This window comes from Bradyrhizobium sp. LVM 105 (assembly GCF_003957705.1).
Taxonomy (GTDB): domain Bacteria; phylum Pseudomonadota; class Alphaproteobacteria; order Rhizobiales; family Xanthobacteraceae; genus Bradyrhizobium; species Bradyrhizobium frederickii.
Map to the genome: position 1 here is coordinate 105,496 of NZ_QZMV01000002.1, position 16,397 is coordinate 121,892.

Annotated in this window: 14 protein-coding genes; 3 read left to right on the plus strand and 11 right to left on the minus strand. The window is 66.2% G+C overall.

The genetic code is table 11. The annotated features are described in order from the left end of the window. Window positions 1-206: 206 nt before the first annotated feature. A complete protein-coding gene (locus tag D6B98_RS05850; protein WP_164718427.1) occupies window positions 207-1,115 on the minus strand; it encodes a LysR family transcriptional regulator in 909 nt (302 codons plus the stop codon). 128 nt (window positions 1,116-1,243) lie between these two features. On the opposite strand from D6B98_RS05850, the gene D6B98_RS05855 reads away from it, so the two are divergent. Further along, on the plus strand, window positions 1,244-2,182 hold the full coding sequence (locus D6B98_RS05855) for a ring-cleaving dioxygenase (protein ID WP_126255995.1): 939 nt from the start codon (window positions 1,244-1,246) through the stop codon (window positions 2,180-2,182). After that, window positions 2,179-2,805, plus strand: coding sequence for an alpha/beta hydrolase (locus D6B98_RS05860; protein ID WP_126255996.1), 627 nt, complete (start codon window positions 2,179-2,181; stop codon window positions 2,803-2,805). Before D6B98_RS05855 ends, D6B98_RS05860 begins: the two co-directional genes overlap by 4 nt. Before the next feature lie 62 nt (window positions 2,806-2,867). On the opposite strand, the gene D6B98_RS05865 is transcribed toward D6B98_RS05860, so the two are convergent. The 8 genes from D6B98_RS05865 to D6B98_RS05900 form a co-directional block, all read right to left on the minus strand. Next, window positions 2,868-3,734, minus strand: coding sequence for a L,D-transpeptidase (locus D6B98_RS05865; RefSeq protein ID WP_126255997.1), 867 nt, complete (start codon window positions 3,732-3,734; stop codon window positions 2,868-2,870). 354 nt (window positions 3,735-4,088) lie between these two features. After that, window positions 4,089-5,294, minus strand: a complete 1,206-nt coding sequence (locus D6B98_RS05870; RefSeq protein WP_126255998.1) for a hypothetical protein — start codon at window positions 5,292-5,294, stop codon at window positions 4,089-4,091. 552 nt (window positions 5,295-5,846) lie between these two features. Next, window positions 5,847-7,340: an ABC transporter substrate-binding protein gene (locus D6B98_RS05875; RefSeq protein ID WP_126255999.1), complete on the minus strand. Its 1,494-nt coding sequence runs from the start codon at window positions 7,338-7,340 to the stop codon at window positions 5,847-5,849. A gap of 55 nt (window positions 7,341-7,395) precedes the next feature. After that, window positions 7,396-8,400 (minus strand): ABC transporter ATP-binding protein, encoded by a 1,005-nt coding sequence (locus D6B98_RS05880; protein ID WP_126256000.1) that lies wholly within the window; start codon window positions 8,398-8,400, stop codon window positions 7,396-7,398. Continuing rightward, complete coding sequence (locus D6B98_RS05885; RefSeq protein ID WP_164718428.1) at window positions 8,397-9,410, minus strand: ABC transporter ATP-binding protein; 1,014 nt, start codon at window positions 9,408-9,410, stop codon at window positions 8,397-8,399. Before D6B98_RS05885 ends, D6B98_RS05880 begins: the two co-directional genes overlap by 4 nt. Window positions 9,411-9,412: 2 nt before the next feature. Beyond that, complete coding sequence (locus tag D6B98_RS05890; protein WP_126256002.1) at window positions 9,413-10,300, minus strand: ABC transporter permease; 888 nt, start codon at window positions 10,298-10,300, stop codon at window positions 9,413-9,415. Further along, window positions 10,297-11,247: an ABC transporter permease gene (locus D6B98_RS05895; protein ID WP_126256003.1), complete on the minus strand. Its 951-nt coding sequence runs from the start codon at window positions 11,245-11,247 to the stop codon at window positions 10,297-10,299. The genes D6B98_RS05890 and D6B98_RS05895 overlap by 4 nt, the downstream gene beginning before the upstream one ends. Before the next feature lie 99 nt (window positions 11,248-11,346). Then, window positions 11,347-12,768 (minus strand): amidase, encoded by a 1,422-nt coding sequence (locus D6B98_RS05900; protein ID WP_164718486.1) that lies wholly within the window; start codon window positions 12,766-12,768, stop codon window positions 11,347-11,349. 124 nt (window positions 12,769-12,892) lie between these two features. On the opposite strand from D6B98_RS05900, the gene D6B98_RS05905 reads away from it, so the two are divergent. Beyond that, a complete protein-coding gene (locus D6B98_RS05905; RefSeq protein ID WP_126256005.1) occupies window positions 12,893-13,780 on the plus strand; it encodes a LysR family transcriptional regulator in 888 nt (295 codons plus the stop codon). Between the two features lie 6 nt (window positions 13,781-13,786). Here D6B98_RS05905 and D6B98_RS05910 read toward each other — a convergent pair whose 3' ends face one another. Both D6B98_RS05910 and D6B98_RS05915 read right to left on the minus strand, forming a co-directional pair. Further along, a complete protein-coding gene (locus D6B98_RS05910) occupies window positions 13,787-14,722 on the minus strand; it encodes a carbohydrate kinase family protein (RefSeq protein WP_126256006.1) in 936 nt (311 codons plus the stop codon). A 5-nt stretch (window positions 14,723-14,727) separates the two neighbouring features. Continuing rightward, window positions 14,728-16,374 (minus strand): FGGY-family carbohydrate kinase, encoded by a 1,647-nt coding sequence (locus D6B98_RS05915; RefSeq protein WP_126256007.1) that lies wholly within the window; start codon window positions 16,372-16,374, stop codon window positions 14,728-14,730. Between the last annotated feature and the right edge of the window lie 23 nt (window positions 16,375-16,397).

Below are 16,397 nucleotides of genomic sequence, written 5' to 3' on the forward strand. Positions count from 1 at the left end.
ACAATCACTTGGTATGCCATGCACGACATACAACTCGATGCAAGCAGTTGGAAAACGGCTCAGGACTTTCGACTAGCGCTCAAGGCTGCAATGGGAGCGCCTCAGCGATTGCGGAGACACGAGCGCGCAGGCTTGCCCGCATTGGTGAGGATGTGGAAGTTCGGCTCGAAATCGAGACCTGACTTAGGCGCGATCATGAGTTGTCTTCAGCGCGTTCGCACGCCCTCGTCCTCGCGGCCAAACCGCTCAACCAGGAAGTCGATGAAGAGCCGCACCTTCACCGACAGATGCCGCGTCGGCGGATACACCGCATAGAGCGCGAGCGGCGGCGCGGCATAATCGTCGAGCACGGCTCGCAGCTCGCCCTTCGTCAACGCGTCGGCAGCGATGAACTCCGGCAGCAGCGCCAGCCCCCTGCCCTTGATCGCGACATCACGCAGCACCTCGGCATTGTTGACGCAAAGCGACCAGGCCGGCTGGATCCAGTGGTCGCCATCGCGGCCTGTGAGCTTCCACTGATTGCCGGTCAGCAGGAAGCCGTAGGTCAGCGAGACATGCTCGCGCAGATCCTGCGGATGCCTGGGCGTGCCGTGACGGGCGAGATAATCCGGCGAAGCGCAGATCATGCGCGCCACCGGCATGATCTTTCGCGCGATCAGGCTCGACGATTCCAATTCCGCGATCCGCAACGTCACGTCAAAGCCGTCCTGGACCGGATCGAGCAGGTCGTCGCTGAGCACGATCTGGAGCTGAAGCTCCGGATATCGCGCCATGAAATCGGCGAGCACGGGACCGAGCCGCATCGTGCCGAACGACATCGGCGCGTTGACGCGCAGCAGCCCGCGTGGCGCCGACTGCGCCTGCGTCACCGCCTGGTCGGCCGCCTCGACCTCCGAGAGGATGACGAGCGCGCGTTCGAAATAGCGCTTGCCGTTCTCGGTCGGGCTGGCGTGCCGCGTGGTCCGGATAAGCAACTGGACCCCGAGGCTCTCCTCGAGGTCGGCGATGTATTTGCTGATCGCCGAGCGCGACAGCCGCAGCTGCCGGCCGGCTTCCGCAAAGCTGCCGCTTTCCACCACCTTCACGAAGGCCCGGAGGCTGCCGAGCTTATCCAAGGGCCGCCTTCGCCGATTGTTTCCAAATCGTAGACATAGCGGTCATATTTGCATGGATTGTCTCCAATCCAAAGCGGAACAATATTTCCGGCCAGAGCAAGACGCTCCCCGAACTCAGGAGGACGACCATGTCTGGACTGCACCATGTCACCGCGATCGCCGGCGACCCCATCCGCAATTTCGGCTTCTACACCCGGGATCTGGGCCTGCGCTTCGTCAAGAAGACGGTCAATTTCGACGATCCCGGCACCTATCACTTCTATTATGGCGATGAGACCGGCCGCCCCGGCACCATCCTGACCTTCTTTCCCTGGGCCGGCGTGTCGCCCGGACGCCGCGGCGTCGGCGAGACCCATCAGACCGCCTTCCGCGTGCCGCAGCGCTCGCTCGGCTACTGGACCCAGCGCTTCACCGAGAAGGGCATTGCCTATGAGGCGCTGGAGAAGCGCTTCGGCGAATCCGTGCTGCCGTTCACCGATCCTGACGGCATGGCGCTCGCGCTGGTCGGGGTATCAGGCGCCGAAGGCGAACCCGGCTGGAGCAATGGCGACGTGCCCGCCGAGCATGCCATCCGCGGCTTCCACGGCGTGACCCTGCTGCTCGACAGCGCTGCGAAGACCGCCGCCATCCTCACCGACGTCTTCGGCTTCAAGGAGACCGGCCGCGAAGGCTCGGTGATCCGCTTCAAGGCTGCGGGCGATGCCGAAGGCAGCATCGTCGACATCTACGAGGCCAAGGGATTTTTGCGCGGGCATCAGGGCGGCGGGTCGGTCCATCACATCGCGTTCCGCGCGGCCGACGATGCCGAGCAGGGCAGCATGGCGCAAAAGCTCGTGAGCAATCACGGCCTGCATCCGACCGAGCAGAGGGACCGCAACTACTTCCGCTCGATCTACTTCCGTGAGCCCGGCGGCGTGCTGTTCGAGATCGCGACCGACATCCCCGGCTTCGCCGTCGACGAGCCCGTCGCGACGCTGGGGCAGGACCTCAAGCTGCCTGCTTTCCTCGAGCAGCACCGCAAGCAGATCGAGGGCGTGCTGCCGAGCCTGGAAGAGACCGCGTCATGACCGAGAGTGCCTTCATCCACCGCTTCGAGCCCGCGACCCGCGCGGGCTCCCCTCCGCTGCTGCTGTTGCACGGCACCGGCGGCGACGAGAACGACCTGCTTGGGCTCGGCAAGATGATCTCGCCCGGCTCCGCCCTGCTCTCGCCCCGCGGCCGCGTGCTCGAGCACGGCATGCCCCGGTTCTTCCGCCGCCTCGCCGAAGGCGTGTTCGACGAGGCTGATGTGCGCCGCCGCGCGCATGAACTCGGCGACTTCGTGAGCGAGGCGCGGCAGCGCTACGGCATCGCCGCGCCCGTCGCGGTGGGCTTCTCCAACGGCGCCAACATCGCCGCCGCGCTGTTGCTGCTGGAGCCGGACGTGCTTGCCGGCGCGATCCTGCTGCGCGCGATGGTGCCGCTGTCTGATCCGCCAACGGCGGATCTTGCAGGCAAGCCAATCCTGCTGTCGTCCGGGCAAGGCGACCCGATCGTGCCGGCCGGCAATTCGGCAAGGCTTGCGGCCCTGCTCTCGCAAGCTGGCGCGAGCGTGACCCACCGGGTCCTGCCGGCGGGCCATCAATTGTCGCAAGCCGACGTGACGCTCGCCCACGACTGGATCGGCAATCTTGAAGCGAAAGCCGCATGAGAGGGGCGGCGCATCGTTTTCCGAACGATGCGCCGCCACCTTCACTCGGACGGAGGGTTGAGTTACCGGGCCTCGGCGATTTCCGGTCCAAACGACGGCATCTTCGCGTTGGCTGCCAAGGACCGGTTCGACGGCGATGCCGGGTCCGGCAACCGGAAGGCGGCGTCGGACGGCCCGCCCTGGGAGGGTCGACGCGCAGCACTCGTCGGAAGCACGATCACTTTGGCTCCGATCTTCACCCGTTCATAGAGGTCGACCACATCCTCGTTGGTCAGCCGGATACAGCCGGACGAAACCCGCTTCCCGATCGTATCGGGCTTGTTGGTGCCGTGAATTCTATATTCGGTGTCGCCCAGATACATCGCCCGGGCGCCGAGCGGGTTGCCGGGGCCACCTGCCATGAACCGCGGCAGATAGGGCTGACGCGAGACCATCTCCGCGGGCGGATGCCAATCCGGCCATTCTGCCTTACGAGCCACAGTCTGTTCACCGGACCATGTGAAACCTTCGCGGCCGACACCGATGCCGTAGCGCATCGCTTGCGTGTCGTTCAGGACGAAATAAAGAAACGTGTTCTTGGTATCGATGATCACGGTGCCCGGTGCCTGGCGGCTTGCATAGTCAACCACCTGCCGGACAAAAGCGCCGGGACCATCAGCGGCTTTTGGTGGCTCGACCAGAGGCGCCGGGGCCGGAATCGGAGCCGGAGCGGGAGCCGACACTGATGCATGAACCGGAGGTGCCACGTAAACCGGCGTTGACGATGCCTGGGCTTGGGGCGCGGACGGCTTCCGCGCCGGTTGCACGCTCGCCGGGCGAGACAGCAAGCCGTAGCCCAATGCGGCGACGGCCACGGCGCCAATTGCAACTCTGGCGGCCATTGGTATTGCGAGCGTCTCCGCCTTCTTACGCTTGGCCCGCTTGCTCATTTGCTTCCCCAGGTCGCCATGCCCAAGAGAGGTATCCAGCAAGTTTTAAGAAACTTCGAAGCGAGTTCGTTCAGATTGGAACCGCCAGCGATGGTTAACGCCGAATTCTTGTTCAGCGGCGTAAGAATTGTGAACATCGCTCGATATTTAGGTGGGACGTGGACGACGCGCTTCTCATCACGGAGCGGATCGAAGTCTGAATCGCCGGCGAGGCTGACACGCTCCGCTCTTTCGGTGCCGGGACAGGATCGGGCGTCCAAGCGGGGAAATGGTCGTGCCGCCGGCGGCGAAGGTGTAACCGGTGTCTCGCCCCGCTGGAGGCAGGGCGAGACGTTTACGCCCAAAGCAATTCGCTCAGATCAGGAAGTCGGTCGCATGCAGGTTCGCCGCCTGGACGCCGTCGAGCGTGATGGTATCGCTCGCCGACAGATGGATCACGGCATCACCGGCGGCATTGTCGCTGATCAGGCTCGACAGCGCCGTCCAGTCCGCAAACCCGTAGTCCTGCACGTCGATCAGATCGTGCTCAGTCATGGTGCTGCCCACGGCCGTGTTGCCTTGATCGAAGTCGGTGATGAGATCATTGCCGGAGCCGGCGTTGAAGACGAAGGTGTCGCTGTTTCCTCCACCCGAAAGCTGGTCATCGCCGCCGCCGCCGTCGAGAATATCGCGGCCGCCGGTGATCGAGCCCGGCGCCGCCGGGGCATAGACCTTCGCATCGCCATACAGGAAATCACTGGTTACTGTGCCGGTGAGAATATCGTTGCCGCCCTGGGCATTGCCGGACATGGTCGGTGCATCGCCGTAAAGCGTTGGGTGCGTCAGCTGGAGCGTGTCAGGGCCATCGGCCTTGAGCGTCAGAATGTCATCTCCGCCCTGGGCATTATCGGTCAGTGAGGTCGCCGAATCTCCGTACGCAAACCCGCCGGTCATGACAATGTCGCCGCCGAAGGTGATGGTAATGTTGTCGTTGCCGCCATGCGCATCGCCGCCGATGGAGCCGATGGCATCGCCGCTGGCGTTCGCTGAGCCCTCCCGGGTGTTCACACCGATCTCGAGCGTGTCATTGCCGCCCTGCGCGGTGCCGCTCATGGAACCGCCGGCATCGCCGGCGTAGACATTGTCGTAGCTTCGCCAGCCCACGGCACCGGTGATGGTGTCACTGCCTCCCCGCGCATTGCCCGACATGTCGCCGGCGACGTCGCCGAAAGCATGCACGTTGGTGTACAGCGAGTCGGCCTCGACATTGATCGTGTCGTTGCCGCCCCTGGCGTCGTCGATCATCGCCTGGGCATCGCCGACCACGAGGGCTTCGTTCCAGCCGTAGTTGAAATTGACGGTGAGCGTGTCGTTGCCACCGCGGGACAGGCCATGCAGCGTCGTGTTGTCATCGCCGAAGATCGTAACTTCTGCTTCGGGCTGGCCGATGGTCGCCGTCACGGTGTCGTTGCCGCCCCACGCGTCCATGGCGGTCGGAAAGTTCGGATCTCCGATGACGGATTCGATTTGGCCAAACTGGTCGAGCAGGACGTCGATGGTGTCGTTCGGCAGATGCTGCATGGCGTATCTCCCATTTCATTGTCGGAAGCGGGCCTGACGCCTGCAGAATTCTTTTCTTTGCAAGACGCGTTGTTGACCACGCTTCACCGGGAGCAAGTCTACCTTTGGCACATGGCAGAGATTTGCAGGAATTCGGGAGAGAGTTTGATTGCGCGCAGGGAACTGCGTTACGTTCCCACTGCGTGGCGACGGCCGGCGCGACCAGCCGACAACCTTCCAAGGTCGGCCTCTTCGATCGGCGGCGAAGCGTGAAGCGGTGGATTGCACGTCGATCAATCGGTCGCTCCGCTCACGGCGTGCCGCCTCACGGCGTCCCCAGCCACGCGAACGCGATGATGGTCGATTGCCGGTGTTTTGCCCGACGCATCAACATCCCGGCGCATCGCCTCGACCGTTGAACGCGCAACGCGCAAGCCATTGAAATGACTACGCCCGGCTACTGTGCATGGGGTTGTTCTTCAGTTTTTGTCTTGGACCTGCCAAACGATTGGCCTCTCCCGACGGGAGAGGCCAAAATTGAAGCGAGAGGCTCGACTGGATCGAGTGCTGCTCTTACTCCCAGGCCCACGCCGAAAAATCGTTCTCGAACTGCGGGACTTCCTTCCAGACGCCCTTGAGCTTCTTGTTGATGACGGTCGGCCATTGCGGCTGGAACAGGTAGGCGGACACGGCGTCGGTGGCCAGCATGCGCTGGGCGTCGCCGAGCAGCTTGGCGCGGGCGGCTTCCTCCGGCGTCGACACAATCTGCTTGTAGAGCGCGTTGAACTTCTCGTTGTTGTAGCCGAGATAGTAGTCCGGCTCGGTGATCTTGACGAGGTCGAACGGCTCGACATGGCTGACGATGGTGAGGTCGAAATTGTGCGGACCATTGCCGGCGAACACCTGCGACAGCCACTGCGCCCACTCGACGTTCTCGATCTTTGCGACGATGCCTACCTTGGCGAGCTGGGCCGCGACGATCTCGCCGCCCTGCCGCGCATAAGGCGGCGGCGGCAGCTTCAGCGACAGCTCGAGCGGCGCGGTGACGCCGGCCTCACTGAGCAGCTTCTTGGCCTTCTCGGGGTCGTAGGGATTGACGCCGGTGGTGTCGACATAGCCGAGCGATCCCGGCGTGTAGAAGCTGCCGATCGGCGTGCCGAACCCCTCGACGGCACCGTCGATCAATGCCTTGCGGTCGATCGCAGCGAGAATGGCGCGGCGAACGCGGACGTCGTCGAGCGGCTTCTTCCGATGATTGATCGCGACGATGGTCTTGGCCCTGGATCCGCCGATCAGCACCGTGAAGCGCGGATCGCTCTTGAACTGAGCAACGACGCGGGTTGCGATGCGCGGAAATGCGTCGACATCGTTCGAGAGCAGCGCCGCGGCCTGGGCGGCCGGATCGGAGATGAAGCGGATCGTCACCTTCGAGAGCTTGATCGCCGAGGCGTTGCGATAGTCGGCCCATTTGTTGAGCGTGATCGAGGAGCCCTTGGCCCAGGCGCCCAGCTGATAGGGTCCGGTCCCGACCGGCTGGGTGACGTTAGTCGCCGCGCTCTTGGGCTCGACGATCGAGCCGCTCGCCTGTCCCAGCAGGAACGGCAGGTTCGGCTCGGAATATTTCAACGCGATCACGACGGTGTCGGCGTCGGGCGTCTCGACTTTCTCGAACGCCTGGAACAGGCTCCTGTCCTTGTTGGTGCTGGTCGCCGCCGCGTTGCGCTCGAACGAGAACTTCACCGCCGCGGAATCGAACGGCTCGCCGTTGTGGAATTTGACGCCCTTGCGCAGCTTGAAGGTGTAGGTCTTCAGATCGGGCGAAGCGGTCCAGCTCTCGGCCAGCAGCGGCGAGACCGAGCCGTCCTCGTTGATCTTGGTCAGCGTCTCGTAGATGTTGTAGAGCGTGACCTCGGCGATCGCGGCGGCGGCGGCATTGGTGGGATCGAGCCCCGGCGGCTCCAGCGTCATCCCCATGACGACGCTGTCCTTCTTGCTCTGCGCCAGCACGGGCAACGGCGCCGCGACGAGCGCGGCCGCAACGACAACAATCGACAATTTCCTCAACATGCGTAACTCCCCGGCCTGTTCCGTTCTTCAGCCTACGCCAATCCGGCGCCGGACACTAACCTTCCATGGCGACCTGCGGCAACGCCATCACGGCCTCCGCCCTGTGGCAGGCGGCAAGGTGTCCCTCGCCGACCTTGCGTAACGCAGGCAGGGCCTCGCGGCAATGCTGCTCGGCGAGCGGACAGCGCGCGACATAGGGGCATCCGGCCGTCGCCGCCGATTGCGAGGCGATCGCCTGACCGCCGCGCCGCCGCCGACCGCCGCCGGCACGCGCCCGCGGCACGGCCTCCAGCAGCGCCCGCGTATAGGGATGGGCGCAATGCTCGAACAGGTCTTCGGGCCGCCCCTGCTCGACGATGCGGCCGAGATACATCACCGCGACCTCGTCGCAGAGATAGTCGACGACGGCGAGGTCATGGCTGATCAGGATGTAGCTGAGGCCGAACTGCTCCTGGAGATCCTGCATCAAGTTCAGCACCTGGGCCTGCACGGAGACGTCGAGCGCGGAGACCGGCTCGTCGGCGACGATCAGCTTGGGCTGGGTGATCAGCGCGCGCGCGATGGCGATGCGCTGGCGCTGGCCGCCGGAGAACTCGTGCGGATATTTCTCCATGTCCGCATCGCGCAAGCCGACCTGGCGCAGTGCCGCCGCGACGCGGTCGCGAAACGTCGAGCGGTCGACCCCCTCCAGCACGGTCAGCGGCTCGGCCACGATGCGCGCGATGGTCTGGCGCGGATCGAGCGAGCCGTAAGGATCCTGAAACACCATCTGGAAATCGCGGCGGGCGCGGCGCAATTCATCCGCGGGGATGCGGTTGAGATCACGGCCGAGCAGCGCGACCTGTCCCGACGTCGGCCGCTCCAGCGCCATCACCAGCCGCGCGAAGGTCGACTTGCCCGAGCCGGATTCGCCGACCACGCCGAGGCTCTTGCCCGCGGCAACCTGCACGCTCACCCCATTGAGCGCGCGCACCTGCCCCGGCGGACGAAACAGGCTTTCCCGCGGCAGCGCATAGCGCTGTTCGAGATCCTTCACGTCGAGAAGCGGCGCGGCGGTCATGCGGTCAGCGCTCCAACGCGTTCTGCCATCGACACATCAGTCCTGATGCAGCGCACGCCATGGCGCGGTCCGACCTCCACCATCGGCGGCAGCGCGGCGCGGCAAGCATCGATCACCAGGGGACAGCGGTCGGAGAAGGTGCACCCCGCCGGCAGATCAGCCAGCTCCGGCACCGTGCCCGATATCGTCTGCAGCCGCGTCCCCTTGCGCGCGCCGAGCTTCGGCCGCGCGCGGAACAGGCCCTGCGTGTAGGGATGGCCCATGCGGCGGAAGACCTCGTCGGTCGGTCCGCTCTCGACGACGGCGCCGCCATACATCACCATCATGCGCTGCACGTTCTCGGCAATGACGCCGAGATCGTGCGAGATCAGGATCATCGACATGCCGCGCTCCTCGACGAGATCGGCAATGAGGTCGAGGATCTGGCCCTGGATGGTGACGTCGAGCGCGGTGGTCGGCTCGTCCGCGATCAGGAGGTCCGGCTCGCAGGCGAGCGCCATCGCGATGGTGATGCGCTGGCGCTGGCCGCCGGAGAACTGGTGCGGATAGGCATCGACACGCCGTGCGGGATCGGGCAGTCCGACGCGGTCGAGCAAGGCGATCGTCTCCCTGCGTGCCTGCGCCGCCGAGTATGTCTTGTGCCGCCGCAGCGGCTCGGCAACCTGATCGCCGATCGTGTGCATCGGGTTGAGCGCGGTCATCGGCTCCTGAAAGATCATGCTGATGCGGTTGCCGCGCAGGCGGCAATACTCCGCATCCGGCAGCCCGGCGAGCTCGTGGCCGTCGAGCTTGATACTGCCGGAGACCACAGCGCTATCAGGCAGCAATCCCATCAGGGACATCGCGGTGACCGACTTGCCGCAACCGGACTCGCCGACGAGCCCGAGCGTCTCGCCACGCTTCAGCGAGAAGCTGAGGCCGCGTACGGCCTGCGCCGGCCCGCGGCTGGTGTTGAGGCGGACGCCGAGGTTTTCAACTTCGATCAGCGGCATGTCGGAGCGCTCGGCCATCGTCATCGCTCCCGCGCCAGTCTGGGATCGAGCAGGTCGCGCAATCCGTCGCCGAGTAGATTGAGGCCCAGCACCGCGACCGCGATCGCCGCGCCCGGATAGACCGCGAGCATCGGCGACTGGAACAGCAGGCTCTGCGCATCGTTCAGCATCCGCCCCCAGGACGGCTGCGGCGGCTGCGTGCCGAGGCCGAGATAGGACAGCGCCGCTTCGGCGAGAATGGCGAGCGCGAACTGGATGGTGACCTGCACGATCAGGATCGACAGGATGTTCGGCAACACGTGCTCGATGGTGATGCGGAAGCGCCCCTTGCCCGCGGCGCGCGCGGCCAGCACGAATTCGCGCGCCCAGATCGCGTTGGCCGAGCCCCGCGTCAGCCGCGTCAACGTCGGGATCTGGAAGATGCCGATCGCGATGATCGAGGTGACCATGCCCGGCCCCGCCACCGCGGCGAGCATGATCGCGGACAGCACCGCCGGAAACGCGAAGGTGAAGTCGGAGAAGCGCATGATGATCTCTTCGGTCCAGCCGCGCCGCGCCGAGGCGATCAGACCGAGCGTGACGCCGAAGGTGAGACCGATGCTGACGGCGATGATTCCAACCATGATGGTGGAGCGGGCGCCGGCGAGCAGCAGCGAGACGATGTCGCGGCCGAAGGAATCGGTGCCGAGCCAATGCGCCGCCGACGGCGGCCGCAGCTTCGAGGCGATGTCGATCTCGTAAGGCGACCACGGCGTCCACACCAGCGACAGGAGTGCCGAAGCCAACACGAGAAGGCTCAACGCGCCGCCGAGGACGAAGCTGCGGTGGCGCAGTGCGCGGCGCCAGAAGGTCCGGGCCGGCAGCGGCCGCGTCGCAAGCGGCGCGTCGATGGTCATGGGCGCGCTCACAGGTCGTGGACCTTGATGCGGGGATCGATGAAGGCGTAGAGCACGTCGACCACGAAATTGACGATGACGACCATGGTCGCGAGCAGCATCACGCAATTGCGCACCACGATCAGGTCGCGGTTGGCGATCGACTGGAAGATCAGGCGGCCGAGCCCCGGCAGGTAGAACACGTTCTCGATCACGATGGTGCCGGCCAGCAGATTGGCGAATTGCAGCCCCATCACCGTCATCACCGGGATCATGGCGTTGCGCAGCACGTGACTCCACAGCACCTCGCGCCTGCCGAGCCCTTTGGCACGTGCGGTGCGGACGAAATCCTCGCGCAGCACTTCCAGCACGGCGGAGCGCGTGACGCGCGCGAGGATCGCGGCCTGCACCACCGCGAGCGAGATCGCCGGCAGCAGCAGCGACTTGAAGCCGAGCCAGATGCCGTCCTCCCAGCCGGCAAAGCCGCCCGCCGAGAGCCATTGCAGCCGCACGGAGAACAAGAGCACCAGCAGGATCGCAAACCAGAAATTGGGCAGCGCGATGCCGATCTGCGTCAGCGACATCACGCCGACGTCGCCGAGCTTGTTGTGGTTGGCGGCGGTGTAGATGCCGGCGGACAGCGCCAGCGTCACCGTGATCGCCATGGCCATGATCGCGAGCGGAACGGTCAGCAGCAGCCGCTCCCCGATCAGGCTGGCGACCGGGGTGCCGTAGACATAGGAATTGCCGAGATCGCCGGAGAGAAGTCCCTTGATCCACTGCAGATAGCGAACCGCCAGGGGCTGGTCGAGCCCGAGCTTGATGGCGAGCGCGCGCACCGCGTCCGGCGAGGCATCGGCGCCCATCAACATCTGCGCGGCATTGCCGGGAAGCGCGTCGAGCACCAGGAAGATGATCAGCGAGGCGCCGACCAGCGTCGCCAGCAGGGTCACCAGACGTCGGAGGACAAATACGCTCATGCGCGCTCGGCTTCAGGGCTCAGCTGCGGCACGATCAACATGTCCGGACGCCGGAGGCAAGTCCCTTGCGCACGAGCCCTGTGCTTCATGCCCGTCCCCTCAAGCCGGCCAGCGGGACAGAAGGTCGCTCGACGCCTCGAACAGCGCGCTGACGCGCAGCAGCTCCGCATCACCGCGGAAGCGGCCGACGAGCTGCAGGCCGATCGGCAGGCCGTCGCGGCCGAAGCCGCAAGGGACGCTGATGGCGGGATGGCCGGTCATGTTGAACGGCATGGTCCAGGGGAACCAGTGCGGCCGGACGCTGTCGAAATGCCGTCCATCGATCTCGATGGTGCCGAACAGGTCCTGGCCGATCGGCAGCGCGGTCCGCGTGAGGGTCGGCATCGCCAGCAGGTGCCCGCGCGCAAGCAGCGATTGCACGCGGCGGAACAGCGCGGTGCGCGCGAACATCGCTTCCTGATAGTCGACGCCGCTGACCTCGGTCGCAAGTGCAAGCTGCTTGAGGAAAGCCTCGCTCAGCTCGTCCTTGTGCTCGGCGGCGAGCTTGGCAAAGCGCGTGCGCCAGACCGTGTGGTTGATGGCGCGCCAAATCGGCTCGATGTCGAAACCGTCGCCCGAGAATTCCTCGAGCTCGGCCCCTAACCCGGCCAGCCGGTCGAGGCTCGCCTTGAAATTGGCGGCGACCTCCGCGGACACCGGACGGCCCGGGGGCGTCAGGCAGTACAGGATCCGCTGCCCGCGCAGGTCGCCGCGCGGGGCGGCGGTGCCGATGAAATCCGGCACGGGCACGCCGATCGACCAGGGATCACAGGCGTCCTCGCCCGCCATGGCCTGCATCATCAGCGCGGTGTCGGCGACGGTGCGCGTGGTCGGCGTGACATAGGTCTGGTTACCGAATACGTCCAGCGCCTGGCTGTGCGGGATGATTCCGTTGCTCTGCTTCAAACCCACCACGCCATTGCAGGCGGCGGGAATCCGCGTCGAGCCACCGCCGTCGGTCGCAATCGCAAGCGGCGCGATGCCGCTGGCGACCGCAACCGCCGCGCCGCCGCTGGAGCCGCCGGAGGAGCGGCAGGCGTCCCAGGCGTTGCGGGTGCGGCCGAACAAGGGCGAATCCGTCAGGCATTTACTGCCGAATTCCGGCGTCGTGGTCTTGCCGATCAGGATGGCGCCTTCGCTGCGCAGCCGCGCCACCGCGACGGCGTCCTCGGTCGGCACGTTGTCCTTGTAGGGAACGGCGCCGAAGGTGGTCTTGACGCCCCTGGTGTTGACGATGTCCTTGACGGTGACCGGGATGCCGTGCAGCAGGCCGAGCGGCTCACCGGCCATCAGCTTGCGCTCGGCCGCGCGCGCCTGCGCCATCGCCTCGTCGCCACAGAGCGTGATGAAACAGTTCAACTCGGGTTGGAGCGCCTCGGCGCGCGCAAGCACGGCACGGACGATCTCGACCGGCGAAATCCGCTTTGCGGCGACGAGGCCACGCAGTTCGGTTGCGGACAAGAGACAGGGGTCGCCGTTCATCGCCACGTCACGCTCCGGAGCGGGCCGCCGTTGGCCCGAGGACATTGACAGCGAGAATGACAGTTTTGTTAACTCGCCGTCCAATACGATTTTGATCGCCAACCCATACGTTTTCGGTATGCCAATGGATCTTCGCCGGCTCCGCTATTTCGTCGCCGTCGCCGAGGCGCGCAGCATCGGCAAGGCCGCCGAGCGGCTGCGGATGGCGCAGCCTCCGCTGTCCGTCCAGATCCGCAAGCTCGAGGCCGAGATCGGGGCGCCGCTGTTCCGCCGCGGCACCCGTGGCATGGACCTGACCGAGGCCGGCCAGGCGCTGCTGGCCCGCGCGAGCGAGGCGCTGGCGCTAGCCGTCGACGGCGCCGAAGCCGCGCGCGCGGTCGCCGCCGGCAAGCGCGGGCGGCTCTCGGTCGGCTACATGTTCGTGCTGGCGAATGCGATGCTGCCGCGGCTCATCCCCGAGCTACGGCGCTCGGTTCCCGGCGTCGACCTCGAATTCGCCGAGCTCAGCGCATCGACACGCGAGGCCCGGCTGCTCGATCGCAGCGTCACGGTCGCGCTGTGCATGCCGGCCATCAACCATCCCGAGATCCAGGTGGCTCGGATCGGCGCACAGCCCTTCATGCTGGCAATGCCGATCCACTCTCCGCTCGCACGGCTCGGCGCGGTGCCGATGGAGCGGTTGCAGGGCCGCCCGCTGATCGCGTTGCCGCCGCCGGAGCAGGATCCGGCCTCCTCCGCAGTCGCAGCCATGCTGCGTCGACATCAGATCGTGATGCCGATTGCGAGCCGCGTGGAGACAGTGCATTCGGCGATGAGCCTGGTTCTCGCCGGCGAAGGCTTTGCGATCGTGCCGGCCTGCGCCAAGCTCGGCGCGCCACGCGGCATCGTGTTCAGGCCGCTGCGCGATGCAGCCGATTCCATCGACATCGCGGTGTGCTGGCGAAGAGATTCCCAGAGCCCGCTGATCTCCAGATTTCTCAAATGCGCCGAGAAGGTTGTCGCGCGGATATGAGGCGCGCTACCAGTTCCCACTCATCTCATGGCTCCAGGGCGGATCGGCGCCCGGGCGCGTGCAGGTGAGGCCGGCGCAACTGGCGGCAAAGGACAGCGCGCGGCGGAGCTCGTCGGCACTGATGTCCTTCAAGGCTTCCCGGGCAATGCGGCCCTGCTTGTACAGGGCAAACAGTAGCGCCGCCTGAAAGCTGTCGCCCGCGCCGATCGTGTCGGCGACCTCGACCTCGGGCGCTGCGACCTCGATCTGCCCCGCCCCCGCGTGCCACGCGATCGCGCCATGATTGCCGCGGGTGATGACGACGAGGCTGGTGCCCTGCCCGAGCAGCACGCGCGCGCGCTGCTGATACGGCTCGTCGCCGAAGAGATAGCCGAAGTCGACGTCGGACATCTTGATGAGATCGGCCTGGTTCGCGAACTCGGCCATGCGCGCGAGATAGGCCGGCTTGTCCTTGACCAGATTGGGCCGGCAATTTGGATCGAAGGAGATCGTCGAAGTCGGCCGTGCGTCCGCGATCAAGGCCCTGGTCTCGGCCGCGCCCCGGTCGTTGACCAGGGTGGTCGAGCCGATGTGGACGGCCTCAACCGTGTCGAAGGGAATGGACCCGCGCCGATAGGTCCAGTTCCGCGTCGCGGTCTCGGCATCGTAGAAGGCATAGTGCGACTCGCCCGCGACGATGCGGACGAAAGCGAGCGTGGTCTGACGATCGCTGCGGGTCGCGAGATTGAGTTCGACGTGAGAGGCCGCGGCATGATCTGCGATCATCCGCCCGAACAAATCGGTCGAGATGCCGCCGACAAAGCCGGTCGGCGCGCCCAGCCGCGCCATGCCGATCGCGACATTGAGGCAGGAACCGCCGACGGCCGGCATCACCGCCTCGCGTCCCTCGCCGGTTCGCGTCGGCACGAAATCGATCAGCGCATCGCCGCAGGCAATCAGCATGTCATTCAACCTCTCGCGATGCCGCCCATCGCCGCGCGGCTGCCGCGATCGAGCTCGCGCAGCAGCTTATAGACCTCGCGCTTGCGGGTGTGAAACGCCGCCATGTCAGGCGCGGTCGGCTCGCTCTTCCGTCCCAGCGCCGACATCTTGGCCATGGTCTCGCCGATCGACGCATAGGCACCGCCGGCCACCGCACCCAACATCGCGGCACCGAGCAGCACCGGCTCCTTGGTCTGCGGCAGCGCGACGGCGAGCCCCGTCGTGTCGGCCATGATCTGCCGTACCAGCGGGCTGCGGCTGGCGCCGCCGCCCATGATCATCATGCTGGAGCGCACGCCATGCGCGGCAAAGGCTTCGATCACCTCGGCGAGCCCATAGGCGAGCCCGCACAGGCCGGCGACGAACAGCCGCTCCATCGCGGCGATGTCGGTGTCGAGATCGAGGCCCGCGATCACCGCGCGCGTATCAGGATCAGCGTGGGGCGAGCGGTTGCCGATGAATTCAGGCAGGACATGAACGTCGCGCGCGAGCAGCGCGGCGCGGCTGGCGTCGCCGGCCCGCGCGATGATGCGGCGCTCGAGGAAGTCGATGAGGTCGAGCCCCTCGTTGCGCGCCCGCGCGCTGGCCTCGGCATGGGCCGGATGCGACTTGAGGAGATGGTCGATCGCCGCGCCCGCGGCAGACTGGCCGCCCTCGTTGAGCCAGAAGTCCGGGACCATGCCGGAGTAATAAGGCCCCCACACGCCGGGGACGAAGCACGGCTCCTTGGTCGTCGCCATGATGCAGGCCGACGTCCCCATGATGTAGGCGAGCCGGTCGCAGACATCGCTGGCCCCGCCCGAGCCGTCGCGGCCGCCGATCGCGCCGATGCCGCCGGCATGGGCGTCGATCAGCGAGGCACCGACCGGCGTGCCCGGCGACAGGCCGAGCTCGGCCGCGGCCGTGCCGGTGAGACCGCTGCCGAGCCGCGTGCCGGGGGCGACGATCTCGGTGCCGATGCGGGCGTATGCCTCGTTCACGAAGTCCGACAGGCCGATGCGCTTGAAGAACTGCGCGCTCCAGCCGCCGCCGTCATGGGCCAGATAATTCCACTTGCAGGTGACGGTGCAGGTCGAGCGCTGCAGCGAGCCGGTCGCGCGCCAGGTCAGATAATCCGCCAGATCGAAGAAGTGGCCGGCGGCGTCGAAGCTGCCGCGAAGGTGCCGCTTCAGCCATAGCAGCTTCGGCATCTCCATCTCCGGCGAGATCGAGCCGCCGACGTAGCGCAGCACGGCATCCTCGGTCTCGTTGATCAGCCGCGCCTCGGCAATGGCACGATGATCCATCCAAACGATGACATTGCGCTGCGCCTCGCCGGACGCGCTGACGGTGAGCGGCTCGCCCTGTCTGTCGAGGACAACCAGCGAACACGTGGCGTCAAAGCCGATGCCGCCGATGCTGTCGGGCGCTATGCTCGCTTGCGCCATCGCGGCTCGCACCGACGTCGTGCAGGCCTCCCAGATGTCCTGAGACGACTGCTCGACGATGTCGCCGGCCTCGTGCCAGATTCGGATCGGATGCCGCGCGGTCGCAAGCAGGTTTCCGGCCTCGTCAAACACCCCTGCCCGCGTGCTGGTGGTCCCCACGTCGACGCCGATATACGCTCGCGGCATTGTCGCTCCCGGTCGCTTTCCGT

Coding starts and splice junctions, on each gene's coding strand:
- D6B98_RS05855 (WP_126255995.1), top strand. CDS start 1,244: ATGTCTGGACTGCACCATGTCACCGCGATCGCCGGCGACCCCATCCGC.
- D6B98_RS05860 (WP_126255996.1), top strand. CDS start 2,179: ATGACCGAGAGTGCCTTCATCCACCGCTTCGAGCCCGCGACCCGCGCG.
- D6B98_RS05865 (WP_126255997.1), bottom strand. CDS start 3,734: ATGAGCAAGCGGGCCAAGCGTAAGAAGGCGGAGACGCTCGCAATACCA.
- D6B98_RS05870 (WP_126255998.1), bottom strand. CDS start 5,294: ATGCAGCATCTGCCGAACGACACCATCGACGTCCTGCTCGACCAGTTT.
- D6B98_RS05875 (WP_126255999.1), bottom strand. CDS start 7,340: ATGTTGAGGAAATTGTCGATTGTTGTCGTTGCGGCCGCGCTCGTCGCG.
- D6B98_RS05880 (WP_126256000.1), bottom strand. CDS start 8,400: ATGACCGCCGCGCCGCTTCTCGACGTGAAGGATCTCGAACAGCGCTAT.
- D6B98_RS05885 (WP_164718428.1), bottom strand. CDS start 9,410: ATGGCCGAGCGCTCCGACATGCCGCTGATCGAAGTTGAAAACCTCGGC.
- D6B98_RS05895 (WP_126256003.1), bottom strand. CDS start 11,247: ATGAGCGTATTTGTCCTCCGACGTCTGGTGACCCTGCTGGCGACGCTG.
- D6B98_RS05900 (WP_164718486.1), bottom strand. CDS start 12,768: ATGAACGGCGACCCCTGTCTCTTGTCCGCAACCGAACTGCGTGGCCTC.
- D6B98_RS05905 (WP_126256005.1), top strand. CDS start 12,893: ATGGATCTTCGCCGGCTCCGCTATTTCGTCGCCGTCGCCGAGGCGCGC.
- D6B98_RS05910 (WP_126256006.1), bottom strand. CDS start 14,722: ATGCTGATTGCCTGCGGCGATGCGCTGATCGATTTCGTGCCGACGCGA.
- D6B98_RS05915 (WP_126256007.1), bottom strand. CDS start 16,374: ATGCCGCGAGCGTATATCGGCGTCGACGTGGGGACCACCAGCACGCGG.